The organism is Streptomyces sp. NPDC091271, assembly GCF_044757505.1.
Lineage (GTDB): Bacteria > Actinomycetota > Actinomycetes > Streptomycetales > Streptomycetaceae > Streptomyces.
This window is the reverse complement of the sequence record NZ_JBIVVD010000008.1, coordinates 291,269-310,388: the sequence shown is the minus strand read 5'-3', so window position 1 is coordinate 310,388 and position 19,120 is coordinate 291,269. Positions and strand designations below refer to the sequence as shown.

Here is a 19,120-nt window from a genome sequence, read left to right as displayed (position 1 = left end):
GATACATGCCCGGCGGCGCACGCTTCACCCTACGACGCGTATTCGGACGCCAACTCGGGCGGGAGGGACGCAATTCGGACACATGCGTCGATCATCAACTGTTCCACCTCATCCGGACTGCGGCCCTCCGCCGCGGACTTGGCGAGTGCGAGGGCCGCCGTCTGCACCGTGAGCGCTCGTGCCGCGACGTCCAGCTCGGGCCACGGGTCCCCTTCGGCCCGTACGGCGGGGCCGCCGGACGCCCGGTAGGTGTCGAGGAAGCGGAGCCAGATCTCGGGCGACAGCAGCCCGGCGGCGTACCAGGCAGCGGGCCGCGCCAGGTCCCAGGCGGGGTCGCCCAGGCCCGTGTCGTCGATGTCGATCAGCAGCCAGGGGCCGCGCCGCGCGGGGTGCCGCACGAGCTGGCCGAGGTGGAGATCGCCGTGGCAGAGGAAGCCGTCCCGGTGCTCCGGCGTCGGCTGCTCGGCGCGGGCCCAGCCGGGCAGCCCCCGCCAGGCGGCCAGCACGGGGCCGGCAGCCGGGTCGCCGGGGCGGGCGGTGCGTAGCCGCGCCACGGCCCGGGCGGCCTTGACCGGTCCGCGCATCGGCGGGAGGCGATGGGGCGGCGGGGTGCGGTGCAGCCGGGCCAGGAGGGCGGCGGCTTCCTCCCAGGGGGCGGCGTCGGGGTCCGAGGGGTCGACGGGCGAGCCGTACGGCCAGAGGCTCACGGTGCGGCCCTCGGCCCCGTCCGGTGGCCCGCCCGGGGCGGGCAGCGGCGGGAGGAGGATCCCCGCCAGCCGGGGTGAGGCGGCCAGGGAGAGGCGGGCCGCCAGGGCGGCGGGGTCCGAGTCCGGGGCGTGCGCCTTGGCGACGTGCGGGCCGCTGCGGACCACCGTGGCGTCGGGCCGGTCCGCGAGCACCTGGGGCGGCGCGCACACGCATGGCGTGGCGCCGGCGTGGGCGCTGCCGTGCGCGAGCTCGCCCAGCGCGCGTACGACAGGGGTGGTGGTCATCGGATCGGCTCCCGCAGGTGATCGGCCGGCCCGCGGCCGGTCCCGGCGGCGATCGTACGCGGCCGCCGGTGCCGTGGCGGGCGACGGGCCGCTGCGGCGGTGGAACGGGTCCGGACAGCGCGATGTCCGGCCAGCTCCCCAGCTGGCCGGACAAACGCTGCCGTCCGCCGCACCCCCGTCCCCACGGGGCTGTTGGCCGGATGTCCCGGTCCGGACCGCTCTTCCGGACCCGGGGCGCCGCTCAGCGCCCCAGCATCACGCCCACGGACGACGCCTGTGTGACCACTGCGTCCCAGCCGCCGAAGACGACGACCAGCAGGGCCGCCAGGGGAAGAACCATTGCTGTCGCCACCAGCGGGTGGCGCGTGCCGGACGTGCGTACGCCGAACGAGGCGTATGCCCTGCGTCCCTGCGTGCGGATGATCGTCCGCGCAGCGGTGTCCGCCATGGTTCCTCTCCTGACCTGTTCCGGAGCGGCGGGCGTCTGGCCTCGGGGGACGAGTTCCACGCCCGCCGCTTGACTTCAAGATTAGGGAGGCGGAAGACCCACGGCGTCATGCCCGCGTACCGAATGCCGGGCCTCCCGGAGGATGAGCCGACCACCTCCGGTGTACTCCCCTGGGTGGAGAAACCGTGATGGCCGCGGCACCGGGCACCTAGGGGTTCGCTCCGGCCGGAGGTGCTTTCCGGGGTCAGGCCTCGGCTCACACGACGGAGGTCCTGGTGTCCCCGCCGCGCTTCCCGGGCGGTCAGCGCTGCGGGGCGATACACAGAGGATCATCGGTCCGGGCCGGCCGGAGGCGGGGGGCCGGGCCGGAACGACCCGGAAACGTCGCGCTAGGCGTCCGGAGGGCGCTCGGAGGCGTCCTCACGAGGGACCGGCTGTTCCACCAGGGCGAGCACCCTGGTCGCCATGAACCGGGCGGTACGGACAACTGATCCACTTCGGGTGACTTCACTCACTTCCACCACCCCCCGGCGGACCGCTGTCTCCACCCTTCGGCCTGCCCTGGAGGCCACCACTTCGTACGTCCTGGTCGTGTCACCCGCGTCCACGACTATTTCCACACGATCGCCCTTCATTGATCCAATCCCCCTTATGCGACGGCCCTTTGAGATCTCGCACGGGCCACGGAACCTGGATCCCCGGCTCCCTGACCACTCCTCAATTCTCCCACCGGGCACTGACAATCGATGGGCCGGTGAGGGCGCGGCCTCTGAGCGCGCCGCGCCACGGGTACGTAAGCTGTGCCTCGTCAGGCGGACCGGCAGCGGGGATGGGCAGACGATGGCGATGATGCGGCTCCGGCGCGAGGACCCGCGTGTCGTCGGCTCGTTCAGGCTGCACCGGCGACTGGGCGCGGGCGGCATGGGCGTCGTCTATCTGGGTTCCGACCGCCGGGGCCAGCGGGTGGCCCTCAAGGTGATCCGGCCTGATCTGGCGGAGGACCAGGAGTTCCGCTCGCGTTTCGCGCGCGAGGTGTCCGCCGCCCGGAGGATCCGCGGCGGCTGTACTGCCCGGCTGGTGGCCGCCGATCTGGAGGCGGACCGCCCGTGGTTCGCGACGCAGTACGTGCCGGGTCCCTCGCTGCACGACAAGGTCGTCGAGGAGGGCCCCCTGTCGGCCGCCGAGGTGGCCTCGATCGGGGCGGCGCTCTCGGAGGGCCTGGTGGCGGTGCACGAGGCCGGGGTCGTCCACCGTGACCTGAAGCCGTCCAACATCCTCCTCTCCCCCAAGGGCCCCCGGATCATCGACTTCGGCATCGCCTGGGCGACCGGGGCCAGCACGCTCACCCATGTGGGGACGGCTGTCGGCTCGCCGGGCTTCCTGGCGCCCGAGCAGGTGCGCGGTGCGACGGTGACCCCCGCGACGGACGTGTTCTCGCTGGGCGCCACCCTCGCCTACGCGGCGATGGCGGACTCGCCCTTCGGGCACGGAAGTTCCGAGGTGATGCTCTACCGCGTGGTGCACGAGGAACCGCATCTGTTCGATGTGCACGACGCGCTCGCCCCCCTCGTACGGGCCTGTCTGGCGAAGGACCCGGAGGAGCGGCCGAGCACCCTGCAGCTCTCCATGCGGCTCAAGGAGATCGCCGCCCGCGAGGCCCAGGGGCTGCAGGAACGCCGTCCTCCCGCTCAGCGGAGCGCGCAGGAGCTGGACCGGCCGACCGGCCGGATGGAGGGCCCGTACACCGAACAGGCGACCCGGCACACGGCCGGGGGGCCCGCGCAGGAGTCACGCGCGCAGGGCGTCCGGCGCCCCGCGTCGTCGCGCCCGGCCCCTCGCACCGGTGGATCGCAGTCCCGGGCGGCGCGGGGCGGCCCGCGCTCCGGTCAGCACCCCAACGGGTCCAAGGGCACGAACGGCAGGCAGGCGTCGAGGCCCGGTGTCCGGACTACCTCGGCGGGGAAGGGCGGGAAGCGGCGCCCGGCCAACCCACGGCTGCTGCGCCAGCGGCTCGTCGTCTTCGTCGTGGTGACGCTGCTCGTCGCGCTGGGCATCGCGGCCGCCCAGGGCTGCCAGGGACCGGCGCGCGGGCTCGGGGGCTCGCCGTCACAGACGTACGACGGGGCCGGTCCCGCGCACCCGCGCGGGGCGGCTCCGCCTCAGGCGGATCCGACCCGGGTCGCGTAGAAGGCGACGGCGGAGGCGGCGGCGACGTTGAGCGAGTCGACTCCGGCATCCATCGGGATACGTACATGGGCGTCGGCCGCGGCGAGCGCGCCGGGCGTGAGGCCGTCGCCCTCGGTGCCGAGGACGAGCGCCAGCTTCTCGTGCTGCCGCGCGACGAGCTCGTCCAGGGTGATCGACCTGTCGCTGAGGCAGAGTGCGGCGGTGGTGAAGCCCGCCTCGCGCAACAGGCCGACGTCGTCGGGCCACGACGTCAGGCGGGTCCAGGGGACGTGGAAGACGGACCCCATGGAGACCTTGACCGCCCGCCGGTAGAGCGGGTCGGCGCAGCGTGGAGTGAGCAGGACGGCGTCGACGCCGAGTGCGGCGGCGTTGCGGAAGGCCGCTCCGACGTTGGCGTGGTCGACGATGTCCTCGAACACGGCGACCCGCCGCAGGTCCCCCCGCTCCGGGGACAGCAGCGTGCCTACGTCGGCAAGCGGCTTGCGCTGCATGGAGGCGAGGGCCCCACGGTGCACGTGGTAGCCGGTGACACGCTCGGCGAGAGCCGGTGTGACCGCGTAGACCGGTGCGGTGGCCTCGTCGATCACATCGCGCATGACGTCGGTCCACTTGGCGGAGAGCATCATGGACCGCATCTCGTACCCGGCGTTCCCGGCACGCCTGATCACCTTCTCGCCCTCGGCGATGAAGAGGCCCTCGGCGGGTTCACGCCGTCGCCTGAGCTCGACGTCGGTCAGGCCTGTGTAATCGCCCAGGCGCGGGTCGTCCGGGTCGTCGACGGTGATGAGTTCAGCCACGGGGTGCTACTGCCTTGTCGGGGGTGGTGTGGGGGTGCGGGAGTGCGGCGGAGGCTCGGCCGCTCAGCCTTCGAGCCGGCCGGCCGGGTCCGTGCCGACGGCGACGACGTCACCGATGACGATGACGGCCGGGGGGCGTACCTCTTCCGCGACGACCCTCTCCCCGACGTCCGCGAGGGTCGCGTCGACCCTGCGCTGGGCCGCCGTGGTGCCCTCCTGGACCAGGGCCACCGGGGTGTCGGGAGCCTTGCCGTGGGCGATGAGGGCCTGGGAGATTGCGCCGATCTTGTCGACGGCCATCAGGAGGACCAGGGTGCCGCGCAGCTGGGCGAGCGCCTTCCAGTCGACCAGGGAGCGCGGGTCGTCGGGCGCCACATGGCCGCTGACCACGGTGAACTCGTGCGCGACGCCTCGGTGGGTGACGGGGATTCCGGCCGCGCCGGGCACGGAGATCGAACTGGAGATCCCGGGGACGACCGTGCAGGCGATGCCCTCGGCGGCCAGCGCCTGTGCCTCCTCCATGCCACGGCCGAAGACGAACGGGTCGCCGCCCTTGAGGCGGACCACGGACCTGCCGGCCTTGGCGTGGTCGATCAGGGCCTGGTTGATCGCCTCCTGCGCCATGTACCGGCCGTACGGGATCTTCGCGGCGTCGATCACCTCGACGTGCGGCGGGAGCTCGTCGAGCAGGTCGCGGGGGCCGAGCCGGTCGGCGATGACCACGTCGGCCTCGGCGAGGAGACGGCGGCCGCGGACCGTGATCAGGTCGGGGTCGCCGGGGCCACCGCCCACCAGCGCGACGCCGGGGGCGCGGGTGCGGTGGTGCGGGGCGGCGAGGGTGCCGTCGCGCAGCCCCTCCACGATCGCGTCGCGGACCGCGGCGGAGTGCCGCGGGTCCCGGCCCTGCGAGGTGGTGGTGAGGACGGCGACCGTGATGCCCTCGCTGCGGCCGGTGGCCGGTGTCCAGGCGGTGGCCGCCTCCGCGTCGTCGCTGCGCACGCACCAGGTGCGGGTGCGCTCGGCCTCGGCGGACGCGGCGTCGTTGGCGGCGGCGTCGGACGACGCGACGAGGGCGTACCAGGTGTCGGCGAGGTCGCCGTCCTGGTACCTGCGGCGCTCCCAGCGGATCTCACCGGTGTCGGCCATCGCCTCGACGGACGCCGTAGCCGACGGGGACACCAGGGTGATGTCGGCCCCGGCCGCGATGAGGGCGGGCAGCCGGCGCTGCGCGACCTGGCCGCCGCCGACGACGACGACGCGGCGCCCGTTCAGGCGCAGTCCGACGGGGTAGGCAGGGTGATCGTCATGCTCGGCCATGGTCGTAGGGGCTCCTCGTGCAGGGTGCGGTGTGCTGCGGGCCGCTGCGGCGGTGGAGCGGCTGTGACGTGGGCTGGGTGAGGCGGTGACGCGTGGGACCACGATACGGGGTGGTGGGCACGGCACCCGGGCTGTGCGGCGGGCCGCCCTCGGCGGGCCCGGAGGTCCGAGTGGGACCGCCGCGCCCGGTTGTGCCCGCGCGGGAGACCGCGTGGTGCCCGGACGGGCCGTTCGGGCGCGTCCGGGCACGTGGCGGCTACTTCTCCGTGACGCCCGCGGAGTCGAACGTCGCCACCTCGTGCATCGCGCGGGCGGCGCTCTGCACGATGGGGAGCGCGAGCAGCGCGCCCGTGCCCTCACCGAGGCGGAGGTCGAGGTCGACCAGCGGGCGCAGGCCCAGCTTGTTGAGCGCGGCGACATGGCCGGGTTCCGCGCTGCGGTGCCCCGCGATGCACGCGGCGAGCGCCTCGGGGGCGATCGCCCGGGCGACCAGCGCGGCGGCGCCGGCACTCACACCGTCCAGGATCACCGGCGTACGGAGCGAGGCGCCGCCCAGCAGGAAGCCCGCCATGGCGGCGTGCTCCAGACCGCCGACCGCTGCCAGTACGCCGATGGGGTCCGTCGGGTCGGGCTGGTGCAGGTCCAGGGCGCGGCGCACCACATCGACCTTGCGGGCGTGCATCTCGTCGTTGATCCCGGTGCCGCGCCCGGTCACCTCCGACGGGTCCAGGCCGCTGTAGACGCAGATCAGCGCGGCCGACGCGGTGGTGTTGGCGATGCCCATCTCGCCGGTGAGCAGGCCCTTGTTGCCTGCGGCCACCAGGTCGCGGGCGGTCTCGATGCCCACCTCGATGGCCGCGAGGACCTCTTCGCGGGTGAGGGCCGGGCCTGTGGTGAAGTCGGCCGTTCCGGCGCGGACCTTCCTGGGCAGCAGGCCGGGCGTCGCGGGGAGTTCGGACGCCACACCGACGTCGACGACGCAGACCTCGGCGCCGACCTGGGCGGCGAAGGCGTTGCATACGGCGCCGCCACCGAGGAAGTTGGCGACCATCTGACCGGTGACCTCCTGCGGCCACGCCGTGACGCCCTGGGCGTGCACCCCGTGGTCACCGGCGAAGATCGCGACGGCGGCGGGCTCCGGGATCGGCGGAGGGCAGAGCCGGGAGAGCCCGGAGAGCTGCGCGGAGATGATCTCCAGCATGCCGAGCGCGCCGGCGGGCTTCGTCATCCGCTTCTGGCGTTCCCACGCCTCTCCGAGCGCCTTCGCGTCCAGCGGGCGGATGCCGGCGATGGTCTCCTGGAGGAGGTTGTGCGGCTCCTCGCCCGGCAGGGCGCGGCGGCCGTACGTCTCCTCGTGGACGACCCAGGACAGCGGGCGGCGCTTGGACCAGCCCGCCTGCATCAGTTCGGGTTCCTCGGGGAACTCGTCGACGTATCCGACGCAGAGGTAGGCGACGACCTCGAGGTGTTCGGGCAGGCCGAGCGCCCGGACCATCTCCCGCTCGTCGAAGAAGCTGACCCAGCCGACACCGAGGCCTTCCGCGCGGGCCGCCAGCCACAGGTTCTCCACGGCGAGCGCCGAGGAGTACGGGGCCATCTGCGGCTGGGTGTGCCGCCCCAGGGTGTGGCGGCCGCCGCGGGTGGGGTCGGCGGTGACGACGATGTTCACGGGCGTGTCGAGGATGGCCTCGATCTTCAGTTCCTTGAACTGCTTGGCCCGGGCCTTGGGCAGCGACTTGGCGTACGCCTCACGCTGACGCTGGGCCAGTTCGTGCATGGAGCGGCGCGTCTCCGCGGAGCGGATGACGACGAAGTCCCAGGGCTGCGAGTGGCCGACGCTAGGCGCGGTGTGCGCGGCCTCCAGGACGCGGAGGAGGACCTCGTGCGGGATCGGGTCGCTGCGGAAACCGTTGCGGATGTCGCGGCGTTCACGCATGACCCGCAGGACGGCTTCACGCTCGGCGTCGTCGTAGCCGGGGGCGGGGAGGGAGGCGGGGGCCTCGGCCTCGGCGGGAGCCGTGGGGGCTACGGCCTCTCCGGACTCCTCCGGCGCCTGGACAGGGGACGGGGTCTCCTGGAGGGTTTCCTCGGCAGGGGCCGGGGCCTCGGCTGCCGGAGCCTGGGCCGCCAAGGGCTCAGCTTCCGGGGCCTCGGGCTCCGGAGCCCCGGGCTCCGGGGCCTCCGGGATCACGGCCTCGGGGGTCTCGGCTTCCGGGGTCTCGATGATCTCGGGCCCGGTGCCCGGCTCGGACTCGGGCTCGGGCAGGAGCTGGGGTCCGGCATGCGGTACGGCGAGGGGCTCGACAGCTGCCTCGGGTTCCGCGACGCGCTCGGCCTCGGGCACGGCCTCGGGCTCGGGCTGCTGGACGGCGACCGGCTCCGGCGTCTCCACGGCCTCGGGCAGGGCTGGTGCTGGCTCCGCCACGGGGGGCGCGGGCTCGATGGCCGGCTCGGGCTCGGCGACGGGGACGGCGGTCCCGGCCGCGGGGGTCGGGGCAAGGTGCGGAGCCGTCGGTACGGAGCCCTCCACGGGCACGAACTGCCCCACCGGCTCGGCCGGGGCGGCGGCCTCGACGGGCAGTTCGACGGGAGCGTCGACCGGTACGGCGGCCGGGGCCTCGGCCTCCGCGGGACGCTCCTCTGTCGCCTCCGGCAGCGGTACCGGCTCGACAGGAGTCTCCGGAAGCACGGCCGCCACCGGATCCGGGGCGACCGTTTCTTCGAAAGCAACGGAAGCGACGGGGGCGGCAGTCACCACGGGTTCGACCGGTTCGGCAGGCGCGACAGCAGCGTCGGGTTCGACCGGTTCGGCAGGCACGACAGCCTCGTCGGGTTCGACCGGTTCGGCAGGCGCGACATGCTGCTCGGCGGGTGCCACAGGCTCCGCAACCGGAGACTCCACCACCGTCTCGGGCGCCACGGCGGGCTCCGGCGCGCCCCACGCGGGCGCGCCCTGGGGCGGGATCTCACCCAGCTGCGGGCCGGGCAGCATGGAAGCGTCGTCCGCCGGGACGTCGAAGTACTCGGGTCCTGTCGTCGGCGGCCCCGCGTGCCGTACGGGCATCGGGTTCTGCGGGCCGGCCGGCCCCCGGTCCGCGAGCGAGCGGACGACTCCCCCGGTCGGCGACCCCCCGTAGGAGGGCGCCTCGGTGGAAGCGGGACCGCGGTGCAGCGGGCGCCGGGCCGGCGCGGCCGCGACCGGGACCTGCGCGGGTGCGTGCGCCGGGACCTGTACGCCGTTGAGGTCGGCGCCGGACCCGTGGGTGCCGTTCACCGACTCGTCGTACGCCGGGAACTGCTCGGGAAAGCCCGCCGGTGCGGCCGGAGCGTCGCTCCAGGCGCCCTGGGGCGCGGGCATCAGAAGGAGGTCGTCGTCCTCTGGTGTGTGCTCGGAGGGTTCGAGGTAGGTGTAGGCGTCCGGGGCGGGGACGCCCGGCTGCTCCACCATGCCTGCGTTCTCCGGCAGTCCCTCGCCCGGGATCTGGCCGGTGTCAGTCATGCGTACCCCTCGCCCATCGTCAGTGCTCCTTCGCCCTTCGTCCGGGATGCCCGAACCACGGCACGCCGGTGCTCGTCAACAAGAACGAGCGGGCTCCCCGCGCGGCACGAAACGCGCGCGGAGGTATACATTCTCGCGGCCGTTCGCCGCCGCGACAGACACTTCTGCCACGGCTCGCTGTGGACTGCGCCACGTTGCGCGTCCCCCGGTTACGCCGTACCACATCGCGGACCAAAACGGTCCACTTTTCCGGACATTGACGAACGAACCGTCGAACACCCAGGCGCGGTACAACAATCGGTCAGCCTACCTCGCGCTCCCCCGCGAACGCTTCAGGGGGCGAGGTCGGTACGCACCGCGGAGAGCATGAACACGACGGAGCGTTCGCGTTCCGCCCAGACGGAGGTGTCCAGTTCGACGGACTGGAGCAGCGCGCATTCGACCGTGTATCCGTTCTCACCGAGCGCCGCGCCCAGCGCCTCCGCCTCGTCCCGGTTCGAGGCATGGGTGACGATGCGTTCCGGCCGCCGGTCGGCGACCGCCGTGACCACGGGCACCCCGCCGCCGCCGATCCGTACGACGTCGGGTTCGGGCAGGCTTTCCAGGACGTGCGGGGCGGTGCCCATGACGACCTGGACGCCGACCTGAAAGGCGCGGGCGGCGGCCGCCGTACGCGCGCAGGCGTCCGGATCGCTGTCCACGGCGAGCACCGCGGCGCCGAAGCGGGCCGCTTCCACGGCGAGTGCGCCGCTGCCGGAGCCGATGTCCCAGACGAGATCGCCGGTGCGCGGTCCGAGGCGGGCGAGCTGGGCTGCGCGCAGCCCGGGGAACTCCCCTTCGCCGGTCTCCCCCGCGCCGCCGTACACCGCGGGCGGCAGGGCCCAGCCGCGGGGGCCCTCGGGACGGCGGCCGGCGATCCAGGCACTGTCGGCGGTCGTCTCGGGACCGCCGCCGATGACGATGACGACATTGGGGTCGCGCCAGGTGTGGTCGGCCGTCTTGTCGGAGGTGAGGACGGTGACCCGCTCGCGTACGGTGCCGAGCTCCTCGCAGATCACGAAGGTGCGGTGGACGTTCTCGAGCAGCAGCGCGAGCTCGGCCGGGCCCGCTCCGGGGGATGTGAGTACGGCCACCTTGTGGTGGGCTCGGATGACGTTGACCGCGCGGCGCAGGGTGCGGGGGTGGGCGACGACGATCTGCGCGTCGTCCCACGGCATTCCGGCGCGGGCGAACGCGGTGGCGACGGACGAGACGGCGGGGACGACCTCGACCTCGAGCCCGTGTTCGGGCTTGCGCAGGGTGCGTACGACGCCGAAGAAGCCGGGGTCGCCGTCGGCGAGGACCACGGCGCTCCCTCGGTGCCCGGCGATCCTGCGGGCGGCCAGGTCGACGCTGCCGAGACGGATCCGTTCCGCGCGCCCGGGCACTTCGGGGAGCGCGAGGTGGTGCGCGGCGCCGGCGACGAGCGTGGCGGCCGAGAGCGCGGCTGTGGCCGCGCCGGTCAGTGGCGAGCCGTCCCAGCCGATCACCGTGACCCGGTCGGCCATCGTCGTCAGTCTCCTGGGGTGTGAGCAGGCGGCGTGTCTCCGCGGGATGCGCGGAGCAAGGGTGAGCGTATCCGGTCCGTACCAACGCCCTGCCGGGGGCTCCCGCCCCGGGAGCCAGGGTCTTTCATCCGGGTCAGGCCCCAGGTCAGTTCCAGTCGTCGTACGTGCCGTAGCCGCCCGCGTCGGCCAGCTGCTCGGCGACGCCCTCCAGGTCCTCGGGCAGGAGTCCCCACACGATGAGGTCGGTCCTGATGTCGGTCCAGCCTCCGTCCTCGGTGGCGGTCCTGGCTATGCGGGCGTTCCGCAGGACGCCCTCGCTGATGCAGCCCAGCTTCTGGGCGACCTGCTGGGAGGCCGTGTTCCCGGCGGGGGTGCGCAGTTCGATCCGTTCGAAGCCCTGGTCACGGAAGAGCCACTCGGCGAGGGCCAGCACGGACTCGGTTGCGTATCCCTCGCCGCGCGCCCAGGGGGCGGTGATGTAGCGGACCTCGGTGGCCAGGGTGCGCCGGTCGGTGTTGAGGAGGCGCACGGAGCCGACGAGGCGCTGGGTGAGGAACTCGGTGACGGCGAAGACGATGCCGTTGCCCTGGGAGCGTTCGGCCGGGGCGATCCTGCGGACCCAGCGTTCGGCGTCGACCTGGGTGTAGGGGTACGGGGCCTCGGTCCAGGCGGTGACGAGCTCGTCGTTCATCATCTCGACGTACGCCGGGACGTCCGCCATGTCGAAGGGGCGCAGCACCAACCTGTCCGTGCTGATGGAGATGGACGGGAAGGTGGTAGTCATGCGCAGCTCCATGCCGAAGACCGTGTAAAGCCACCAGCATGCAGCATCGGGGCGTGGATGTGCATGGCCGGGTCCGCACGGCGGAGCCCCGCACACCCTGGTGCGGGCGTGCGGGGCTCGTGGGACAAGTGGTGCCTGGGTGTCAGGACTTGGCGGGCTCGCCGAAGGCGGGAACGATCGAGCCCTTGTAGGTGTCCTCGATGAACTTCTTGACCTCGTCGGAGTTGAGGAGCTTCACGAGCTTCTGGACCCGGGGGTCCTCCTCGTTGCCCTCCTTGACGGCCAGGATGTTCGCGTACGGGTTGCCCTCCGCCTTCTCCAGCACCAGGGAGTCCTTGCCCGGCTGGAGGTCGGCCTCGATGGCGTAGTTGCCGTTGATGACGGCGGCGTCGACGTCGTCCAGGGCGCGGGGCACGGTTGCTGCCTCGATCTCCTTGAACTCCAGGCCCTTCTTGTCCGTGATGTCGCTGAGCTTGGCGTTGGTGCCCACGCCGTCCTTGATGGTGATCAGCCCGTTCTCGGCGAGGAGCTGGAGCGCGCGGCCCTCGTTGGTGGTGTCGTTCGGGACGGCGACGGTCTGGCCGGCCTTGATGTCCTTCACGTCCTTGGCCTTCTTGGAGTAGAGGCCGAGGGGCTCCAGGTGGACGTCGACCACCGGGACGATGTGGGTCTTGTTCTTCTTGTTGAAGTCGTCCAGGTAGGGCTTGTGCTGGAAGAAGTTGGCGTCGACCTGGCCGTTCTCGGTGGCCGTGTTCGGCAGGACGTAGTCCGTGAACTCCTTGACCTCCAGCTTGAGGCCGGCCTTGTCCGCCAGGTTCTTCTTGACGTAGTTCAGGATGTCGGCGTGCGGCGTCGGGGACGCGGCGACGACGAGGGCCTTGGAGGTGTCCGCGTCGGCACCGGTCTCACCCTTGGCGGCCGGGTCGGAGTCCGTACCGCAGGCGCTGAGGCCGAGAGCGAGGGCGGCGGCTGCGGCGGCGGCAGCGGTGATCTTGATGTTCTTACGCACGAAGAGTGCCTCTTTCTGGTGGTGGTGCGCCCGGACAAGGAGTTCGGGCTTCAGGGGAGGAGAAAGTCAGGAGGAGGTGCGGCCCCGGCGGGCCAGCAGGCGTACGGCTCCGTCACCGATCAGCTGGACCACGGTCACGATGACGATCAGCAGCACGACGGTGATGAGCATGAACTGGTTGTCGAAGCGCTGGAATCCATAGGTGACGGCCTTGGAGCCGAGCCCTTCGCCGCCCACCGCGCCCGCCATCGCGGAGTAGCCGATGAGCACGATCACGGTCGTGGTGACGCCCGAGACGAGCGAGGGCAGCGCCTGCGGCAGCAGGACCTTGCGGACGATCGTCGGGACGGACCCGCCCATGGACTGGACGGCCTCGACGAGCCCGTGGTCGACCTCGCGCACCGCCGTCTCGACGAGCCGCGCGAAGAAGGGGATGGCACCGATGGCGAGCGGCACGATCATCGCGGACGGGCCGATGAAGGTGCCGACGACCCAGGTGGTGAAGGGGATCAGGGCGATCAGCAGGATGATGAACGGCAGCGAGCGGCCGATGTTCACGATCACGCCGATGACCTTGTTCACCACCGTGTTCTGGAGCAGTCCGCCCTTGTCGGTGAGGACGAGCAGAATGCCGAGCGGCAGTCCGCCGACGACGGTGACGAGCGTGGACCAGAGCACCATGTAGAGGGTGTCGATGGTTCCCTGCGAGAGCAGCGGCTGCATTTCGGACCAGGTCACTTCGCCACCTCCTTGGTGATCGCGGCGGGGGTCTGGGAGGGGATGTCGGTGGCGCCGGCGGGGCCGCCGTCCACGACCTCGGCCTGGAGGCCCTGCTCGCGCAGGAAGCCGATCGGTACGACGTTCTCCTCGAAGCGGCCGGGCAGCTCGATCCGCATGCGGCCGATCTGCTTGCCGCCGACGGTGTCCATCGCGGCACCGAGGATCGAGATGTCGATGTTGTACGTCCGGGAGAGCTGCGAGATCACCGGCTGGGCCGCGGCCTCGCCGTGGAAGGTGACGTCGACGACGGTGGAGCCGGGGCCGGAGGCGATGCCTCCGACGGGGAACAGCTCGTGGGCCAGCTCGGAGCCGGGGGTGGACAGCAGTTCACCGACGGTGCCCGACTCGACGATGCGGCCCTGCTTCATCAGCGCGGCGGAGTCACAGACGGTCTTGACGACGTCCATCTCGTGCGTGATGAGCAGGACGGTGAGTCCGAGCTCCTGGTTGAGGTCGCGCAGCAGCTGCAGGATGGAGCGGGTGGTCTCGGGGTCGAGCGCGGAGGTCGCCTCGTCGGAGAGGAGCACCTTCGGTTCGCCCGCGAGGGCGCGGGCGATGCCGACGCGCTGCTTCTGGCCCCCGGACAGCTGGCCGGGGTAGGCCTTCGCCTTGTCGGCGAGACCGACGAGGTCGAGGAGTTCGAACGCCTTGCGGGTGCGTTCCTGTCCGGAGATCCCGAGGATCTCCAGGGGGAGCTCGACGTTGTCGCGGACGGTGCGCGAGTCCAGCAGGTTGAAGTGCTGGAAGACCATGCCGATGCGGTTGCGCGCCCGGCGGAGTTCCTTGCCGGCGCGGCGGCCGCGGCCGGCGAGGGCGGTGAGGTCCTGTCCGGCGACCGTCACGGTGCCCGAGGTGGGGCGTTCGAGGAGGTTGACGCAGCGGATGAGGGAGGACTTGCCGGCGCCGCTCTGTCCGATGACGCCGTAGACCTCGCCTTCGCGGACGTGCAGGTCCACGCCGTCCAGGGCGGTGACCTCTCGGCCGCGTGACTGGTAGACCTTCGTGAGGCCCGAAGTGGTGATCACAGGGTTTCCGTCACTGTCGAGTGCACGGCGCGGTGTCCGCCGGGCACGGGGCATTCATCTGAATGAGACTGTTCTCAGTGGTCGACCGGTGGGAGTCTCTGCATGGCCCGGCCGCGGCGGAGCCGCTGGGCGCGGGGCATGGGCGGGCCGGCTCGATCCGCTGGGTGCGGACGGCACGGGCACGGTCTCGCTTCGGGGCGCGAGGCTCGGGCGGGGACCCTCAGAAGGCGCGCATTCGACACATACAACGAGCACCGGGCGTCGGGATCGCCTCGGTCGCAGGGCTGCGGTAGCTCGTCGTGGTCATGGCCCAAGTAAAACAGACGTAACGTTCCGGCGATCCCCCGTGTCCGTATAGCGGACGGCCGTGGATACGTGTCCCTCCCGGCCGGGACCGTCGCACACACCTTCCTGACCTGCAAAAACGCGAACAGTGCCACGTGCCGCGCCGTCGGCGGGACGATCATGCTGTGCGCACCCTGTGGCAAAGGCCACGCTCCCCGGAAGCCGCCCGCGCCCGCGGGGCGTCCGGGCCCCCACGCGGCGGCTCCGCCCGTCCGTAATACCCTCACCTCATGCTCGACGCCCTGACGGTCGCGGTCGCCGTGACCGCGCTCGCCCTCGCCGCCTGGTGCGGATTCGCCGCCTACCGGGACCAGCCCACGAAGGACTGGCACTTCATCGGCATGGCGGTCGTGTCCGCGCTGGCGCTCGCGCAGCTGCTCGTGGGAATCGTGCAGCTGGCGCGTGGCGAGCGGCCCGACCAGGGCATGACGATCTTCATCGCCTATCTGATCGGCGCCTTCGCGGCCGTGCCCGCGGCGGGTTTCCTGTCGCTGACGGAGCGGACCCGCTGGGGCTCGGTGACGGTGGCGGCCGGCGCGGTCGTGCTCGCCGTCCTCGAAGTACGGCTCTACGACATCTGGGGAAACTGACCTTGAGCGACACCGACCGCGCGGGGAAGCCCGCGTCCCCGGCCCCACAGCGGAACGCCCCGCAGCAGAAGCAGCAGTTCGACCTCGGCACCGGGCCGGGCCGGGTACTGGTCTGGTTCTACGGGGTGTTCACCGTGGCCGCCGCGTCCCGCTCGATCGTCGAGATGATCCTGGACTTCGGCAAGGCACCGCTCGCGTACGTCCTCTCGGCGGTCGCCGCCGTCGTGTACGGCTTCATCACGTACTCGCTGGTGCGGGGCGGGGAGAAGGCGCGCAGGGCGGCGCTGGTGTGCTGCGCCGCCGAGCTCGCCGGTGTGCTGATCGTCGGCACCTGGACGCTCCTGGAGCCCTCCGCCTTCCCGGACAGCACGGTGTGGTCGGGGTTCGGCATGGGCTACCTGCTCATCCCGGTGATCCTGCCGGTCACCGGGATGATCTGGCTGCGCCGTGCGCGCATCGCCTGACACGGGGCGTACGGGAGCCGTCAGGCACCTCGTTCAGGCACTGGTCACGTAGGCGGGGGCGGTGGCGTCCTTCTCCAGCAGGACCATCCGGACGCCGTCACCTCCGGTGGCGTTGCCCACCTGGGCATAGCCCGCCTTGCGGTAGAGCCGCAGATTGCCTTCGCTGCGCTCCCCGGTGTGCAGACGGAAGCGGGTGGCCGAACGCCCGTCGGCAAGGCCGGATTCCGCGGCCCGCAGGAGACGGGTTCCGAGGCCGTGGTTGCGGAGCCGGGGGTGGACGCAGAGCTTGCCGATCCGGCCGGCGCCGTCGGCGTCGGTGAAGCCGCGTACCGAGCCGACGACTTCGTCGCCGAGCCGGGCCACGAACACCAGGTCCGTGGCGAGTTCGTCCCGCACCGAGTCGAGCGTCTGGACGAGTGGGTCGATCCGGTAGTTGCCGTAGAGCTCCGCCTCGCTCTGGAAACAGAGGTACTGGAGTCTGAAGATCTGCTCGACGTCCTGTGCTGTCGCCGCCGAGATGGTCACGCTCATGCCCATGTGTGCATGCCTCCCGCTCACCTGTCCGCCGGTTGTCTACCGCTCCATTCCCCGCAGTTCAGGAGCTGCAACCTCCGCCGCCAGCATTCTGCGCAGACATCCAAGGCATCGGGAACGCATCGGGCCCAAACTCCCCTGTGACATACCCAACTCCCCTGCGATTTCCCGGTACGTCGGATCGTGGGGAGCCAGCATCGCCTCGAGTAACCGTGGGCACCTGCCGGGCAGCCGGCTCACCGCGGTGCGCAGCGCCCGGCGTTCGTCGGCTCCCACCGCGATCCGCTCGGGGCAGTCCGTCCAGTCGCCCGGGGGTTCACCGGCGGTGTAGGCGCGCTCGCGCCGGATCCTGCGGCGGGCGACGCGCGCTTCCGCCCGCACGGCGGCGCGGACCCAGCGGGCGCGGTCGACGGGCACGCCCGGGCCGGGCCGGCGTTCCAGCAGCTTCAGCCACACCGACTGCTCCAGGTCCGCGGCCTCGACACCGGCGGCCTGGGCCTCGGCCCCCGCCTCCGCGCGCACCAGCGCGTGCAGGGCACGCACCAGGGCCCGCCCGCCGTCGCCCGCCGTCTCGGCCGGGGCCGCCGGAACATGATCAAGAAGTGTCATGCCCCGTCAACGCTCCCCGTGCGCGGCGGGTTGCCGCACCCGGCGAGCTCCACCCGACCGGGGCATGACGGCCGGGCGGCTGACGCGCCCCCGGGCCCCGTACGTCAGCCCTTGGCGAAGTCGGCTGCCGCGAGCAGGGCGGTGTCCGGGTTGTCGGAGAAGATCCCGTCGATCCCTGTCTCGAAGTACGCCCGGAGAGCGCCGAACGCGTCGCCGTACGCGTTCGGGTCGGTGCCGCGCCGGAAGTCCGCCGGCAGGAAAGTGTTCTCGTTGCGCAGCGTGTACGGGTGCAGGACCAGGCCCCGCGCGTGCGCGTCCGCCACCAGCGAGGTGGGGGACGTCAGCCGTCCTTCGCCGTCCTTGGGGATGACGAGGTCCAGCGTGGGGCCGATGCCCTGGGCGAAGGACGCGATCCACTTCAGCCCGGCGGGCTTCACCAGGTCGGCGACCGTACGGGGGTCGCCGGCCTCCACGAAGTCCCACGGCCGTTCCTTCGGGCCGGACAGCAGGACGACACGGGGGGTGGCGACGAGCTTCGACAGCCGCTGCATCGAGCTGGGCTCGAAGGACTGGAGGATCAGCGCGGACTCCGCCCGGTGCCGGCCGTGGCGGCGCAGCAGCTTGGCCAGGGGCTCCTCCAGGCCGAGGCCGAGTCCCCTGAAGTAGGAGGGATGCTTGGTCTCGACGTAGAGCCAGACGGGCTCGCCCCGCCTGCGGCCCTCCTTGTCCGCCCAGCGCAGGACCTCTTCGAAGGTGGGGATCTCCCAGCGGCCGTCGTACAGCGTGTTCTCCTGGCGGTTGCCGGGGATGCGCTCCTTGGCCCGGAGGGTCTTCAGCTCGGCGAGGGTGAAGTCCTCGGTGAACCAGCCGGTGAGCGACACGCCGTCGACCCGCTTGGTGGCCTTGCGGCTCGCGAACTCGGGGTGCTCGGCCACGTCCGTGGTGCCGGTGATGTCGTTCTCGTGGCGGCAGACCAGGTGGCCGTCCTTGGTCGGCACGAGGTCCTGCTCGACGATGTGCGCGCCCATGTCCAGGGCCAGCTGGTAGGAGCCGAGGGTGTGCTCGGGGCGGTAGCCGCTGGCACCGCGGTGGCCGACGACGGTGGGCACGGGCAGGTCCCGGTAGCCGCCTCTGCCGCCCCGCCCGTCCGGGGCGCCACGCCCGGCGGCGTTCGCCGTTCCGGTGGCTCCGAGGGCCGTGGCGCCGAGGACGGCCGCCCCCAGGAGTGTCCGCCGGCCGGGCCCGGTCTGCGCGCGCTCTGTCATAAAATGCTCCTCGCATGTGATGTCCGGCACCTTCGGGCGAGGCTTGATCGTAGGCAGCTACGCCATCGGTGGGGCGGACCGTGGACGAACATGGCGGAAACACACGTCAACACTGCGTATCCGCTGGGTGAACCCGATGTGCGGAGAGGCGGTACCCGCGAGTATCGTCCTCACCTGCACAGACCCTCGCGAATTCCCGCCCCGGCCGCCCGGCCACGACACCGGAGGATGCGTTGTCCCGACTCACGGTCATCAAGGCAGTGCTCGGACCGATCCTGCGCCTGCTCTTCCGGCCACAGGTGGAGGGCGCCGAGAACATCCCGGGTGACGGCCCGGTGATCCTCGCGGGGAACCATCTGACGTTCATCGACTCGATGATCATGCCGATCTGCTGCGACCGGCCGGTGTTCTACATCGGCAAGGACGAGTACGTCACCGGCAAGGGCTTGAAGGGCCGGCTGATGGCCTGGTTCTTCACCGGCAGCGGCATGATCCCGGTGGACCGGGACGGCGGCCGCGGCGGTGTCGCGGCGCTGATGACGGGCCGCCGGGTGCTGGAGGAGGGCAAGGCCTTCGCGATCTACCCCGAAGGCACCCGCTCCCCCGACGGCCGGCTCTACCGGGGCCGTACGGGCATCGCGAGGCTGACCCTGATGACCGGCGCGCCGGTCGTGCCGTTCGCCATGATCGGCACGGACAAGCTGCAGCCGGGCGGCGCGGGCCTGCCCCGCCCGGGCAAGGTCACGGTCCGCTTCGGTGAGCCGTTGGAGTTCTCGCGCTACGAGGGCATGGACCGCGACCGCTACGTCCTGCGGGCGGTGACGGACTCCGTGATGACCGAGGTGATGGAGCTGTCCGGCCAGGAGTACGTCGACATGTACGCCACCAAGGCGAAGGCCGCCTGAGCCGTACGAGTGCATCCGAGTGG

The 19,120-nt window shown here is 72.1% G+C and carries 18 protein-coding genes; 4 read left to right on the top strand and 14 right to left on the bottom strand.

The features are described from left to right. Window positions 1-29 precede the first annotated feature (29 nt). The 3 genes from ACIQM3_RS31240 to ACIQM3_RS31230 form a co-directional block, all read right to left on the bottom strand. Window positions 30-992 (bottom strand): phosphotransferase family protein, encoded by a 963-nt coding sequence (locus ACIQM3_RS31240; protein WP_401630302.1) that lies wholly within the window; start codon window positions 990-992, stop codon window positions 30-32. Window positions 993-1,233: 241 nt separating this feature from the next. After that, window positions 1,234-1,440: a hypothetical protein gene (locus ACIQM3_RS31235; protein WP_401630300.1), complete on the bottom strand. Its 207-nt coding sequence runs from the start codon at window positions 1,438-1,440 to the stop codon at window positions 1,234-1,236. 389 nt (window positions 1,441-1,829) lie between these two features. Next, window positions 1,830-2,075 (bottom strand): hypothetical protein, encoded by a 246-nt coding sequence (locus ACIQM3_RS31230; protein WP_401630298.1) that lies wholly within the window; start codon window positions 2,073-2,075, stop codon window positions 1,830-1,832. A 205-nt stretch (window positions 2,076-2,280) separates the two neighbouring features. Here ACIQM3_RS31230 and ACIQM3_RS31225 point away from each other — a divergent pair, with 205 nt between their 5' ends. Then, on the top strand, window positions 2,281-3,627 hold the full coding sequence (locus tag ACIQM3_RS31225; RefSeq protein ID WP_401630296.1) for a serine/threonine-protein kinase: 1,347 nt from the start codon (window positions 2,281-2,283) through the stop codon (window positions 3,625-3,627). On the opposite strand, the gene ACIQM3_RS31220 is transcribed toward ACIQM3_RS31225, so the two are convergent. The 8 genes from ACIQM3_RS31220 to ACIQM3_RS31185 form a co-directional block, all read right to left on the bottom strand. Further along, window positions 3,600-4,424, bottom strand: coding sequence for a TrmH family RNA methyltransferase (locus ACIQM3_RS31220; RefSeq protein ID WP_401630294.1), 825 nt, complete (start codon window positions 4,422-4,424; stop codon window positions 3,600-3,602). The genes ACIQM3_RS31225 and ACIQM3_RS31220 overlap by 28 nt on opposite strands. A gap of 63 nt (window positions 4,425-4,487) precedes the next feature. Beyond that, a complete protein-coding gene (gene cobA / locus ACIQM3_RS31215; RefSeq protein ID WP_401630292.1) occupies window positions 4,488-5,741 on the bottom strand; it encodes a uroporphyrinogen-III C-methyltransferase in 1,254 nt (417 codons plus the stop codon). Window positions 5,742-5,997: 256 nt separating this feature from the next. Then, window positions 5,998-9,240 (bottom strand): nicotinate-nucleotide--dimethylbenzimidazole phosphoribosyltransferase, encoded by a 3,243-nt coding sequence (cobT, locus tag ACIQM3_RS31210; protein WP_401630290.1) that lies wholly within the window; start codon window positions 9,238-9,240, stop codon window positions 5,998-6,000. Between the two features lie 332 nt (window positions 9,241-9,572). Continuing rightward, window positions 9,573-10,787: a precorrin-6y C5,15-methyltransferase (decarboxylating) subunit CbiE gene (gene cbiE, locus ACIQM3_RS31205; protein ID WP_401630288.1), complete on the bottom strand. Its 1,215-nt coding sequence runs from the start codon at window positions 10,785-10,787 to the stop codon at window positions 9,573-9,575. Window positions 10,788-10,932: 145 nt separating this feature from the next. Next, window positions 10,933-11,571 carry a GNAT family N-acetyltransferase gene (locus ACIQM3_RS31200; RefSeq protein WP_401630286.1) on the bottom strand — a complete coding sequence of 213 codons (639 nt, stop codon included), beginning with the start codon at window positions 11,569-11,571 and terminating at the stop codon, window positions 10,933-10,935. Between the two features lie 142 nt (window positions 11,572-11,713). Continuing rightward, complete coding sequence (locus ACIQM3_RS31195; protein ID WP_401630284.1) at window positions 11,714-12,580, bottom strand: MetQ/NlpA family ABC transporter substrate-binding protein; 867 nt, start codon at window positions 12,578-12,580, stop codon at window positions 11,714-11,716. 66 nt (window positions 12,581-12,646) lie between these two features. Continuing rightward, complete coding sequence (locus tag ACIQM3_RS31190) at window positions 12,647-13,318, bottom strand: methionine ABC transporter permease (protein ID WP_104790347.1); 672 nt, start codon at window positions 13,316-13,318, stop codon at window positions 12,647-12,649. Next, window positions 13,315-14,385 (bottom strand): methionine ABC transporter ATP-binding protein, encoded by a 1,071-nt coding sequence (locus tag ACIQM3_RS31185; RefSeq protein WP_401630282.1) that lies wholly within the window; start codon window positions 14,383-14,385, stop codon window positions 13,315-13,317. Before ACIQM3_RS31185 ends, ACIQM3_RS31190 begins: the two co-directional genes overlap by 4 nt. Window positions 14,386-14,960: 575 nt before the next feature. On the opposite strand from ACIQM3_RS31185, the gene ACIQM3_RS31180 reads away from it, so the two are divergent. Further along, entirely contained in the window at window positions 14,961-15,320 is a 360-nt protein-coding gene (locus ACIQM3_RS31180; RefSeq protein ID WP_401630280.1) for a hypothetical protein, read from the top strand. Between the two features lie 2 nt (window positions 15,321-15,322). Continuing rightward, a complete protein-coding gene (locus ACIQM3_RS31175; protein ID WP_401630278.1) occupies window positions 15,323-15,784 on the top strand; it encodes a hypothetical protein in 462 nt (153 codons plus the stop codon). A 33-nt stretch (window positions 15,785-15,817) separates the two neighbouring features. Here the strand turns inward: ACIQM3_RS31175 and ACIQM3_RS31170 are convergent, their stop codons facing one another. The 3 genes from ACIQM3_RS31170 to ACIQM3_RS31160 all read right to left on the bottom strand — a co-directional run bounded on the left by ACIQM3_RS31170 (window position 15,818) and on the right by ACIQM3_RS31160 (window position 18,192). Beyond that, window positions 15,818-16,321, bottom strand: coding sequence for a GNAT family N-acetyltransferase (locus ACIQM3_RS31170; RefSeq protein ID WP_401630276.1), 504 nt, complete (start codon window positions 16,319-16,321; stop codon window positions 15,818-15,820). A 36-nt stretch (window positions 16,322-16,357) separates the two neighbouring features. Continuing rightward, entirely contained in the window at window positions 16,358-16,927 is a 570-nt protein-coding gene (locus ACIQM3_RS31165) for a sigma-70 family RNA polymerase sigma factor (RefSeq protein ID WP_401630274.1), read from the bottom strand. Window positions 16,928-17,031: 104 nt separating this feature from the next. Next, on the bottom strand, window positions 17,032-18,192 hold the full coding sequence (locus tag ACIQM3_RS31160; RefSeq protein ID WP_401630272.1) for a glycerophosphodiester phosphodiesterase: 1,161 nt from the start codon (window positions 18,190-18,192) through the stop codon (window positions 17,032-17,034). Between the two features lie 233 nt (window positions 18,193-18,425). Between ACIQM3_RS31160 and ACIQM3_RS31155 the strand changes: the two genes are divergently transcribed. After that, complete coding sequence (locus tag ACIQM3_RS31155) at window positions 18,426-19,097, top strand: lysophospholipid acyltransferase family protein (protein ID WP_401630270.1); 672 nt, start codon at window positions 18,426-18,428, stop codon at window positions 19,095-19,097. The last annotated feature ends 23 nt before the right edge of the window (window positions 19,098-19,120 follow it).

What these genes read in the sequence shown, in the direction of transcription:
- cbiE (WP_401630288.1), bottom strand. Translation starts at nt 10,787, where the DNA reads ATGGCCGACCGGGTCACGGTGATCGGCTGGGACGGCTCGCCACTGACC.
- ACIQM3_RS31165 (WP_401630274.1), bottom strand. Translation starts at nt 16,927, where the DNA reads ATGACACTTCTTGATCATGTTCCGGCGGCCCCGGCCGAGACGGCGGGC.
- ACIQM3_RS31180 (WP_401630280.1), top strand. Translation starts at nt 14,961, where the DNA reads ATGCTCGACGCCCTGACGGTCGCGGTCGCCGTGACCGCGCTCGCCCTC.
- ACIQM3_RS31225 (WP_401630296.1), top strand. Translation starts at nt 2,281, where the DNA reads ATGGCGATGATGCGGCTCCGGCGCGAGGACCCGCGTGTCGTCGGCTCG.
- ACIQM3_RS31240 (WP_401630302.1), bottom strand. Translation starts at nt 992, where the DNA reads ATGACCACCACCCCTGTCGTACGCGCGCTGGGCGAGCTCGCGCACGGC.
- ACIQM3_RS31200 (WP_401630286.1), bottom strand. Translation starts at nt 11,571, where the DNA reads ATGACTACCACCTTCCCGTCCATCTCCATCAGCACGGACAGGTTGGTG.
- ACIQM3_RS31230 (WP_401630298.1), bottom strand. Translation starts at nt 2,075, where the DNA reads ATGAAGGGCGATCGTGTGGAAATAGTCGTGGACGCGGGTGACACGACC.
- cobT (WP_401630290.1), bottom strand. Translation starts at nt 9,240, where the DNA reads ATGACTGACACCGGCCAGATCCCGGGCGAGGGACTGCCGGAGAACGCA.
- ACIQM3_RS31170 (WP_401630276.1), bottom strand. Translation starts at nt 16,321, where the DNA reads ATGGGCATGAGCGTGACCATCTCGGCGGCGACAGCACAGGACGTCGAG.
- ACIQM3_RS31160 (WP_401630272.1), bottom strand. Translation starts at nt 18,192, where the DNA reads ATGACAGAGCGCGCGCAGACCGGGCCCGGCCGGCGGACACTCCTGGGG.
- ACIQM3_RS31235 (WP_401630300.1), bottom strand. Translation starts at nt 1,440, where the DNA reads ATGGCGGACACCGCTGCGCGGACGATCATCCGCACGCAGGGACGCAGG.
- cobA (WP_401630292.1), bottom strand. Translation starts at nt 5,741, where the DNA reads ATGGCCGAGCATGACGATCACCCTGCCTACCCCGTCGGACTGCGCCTG.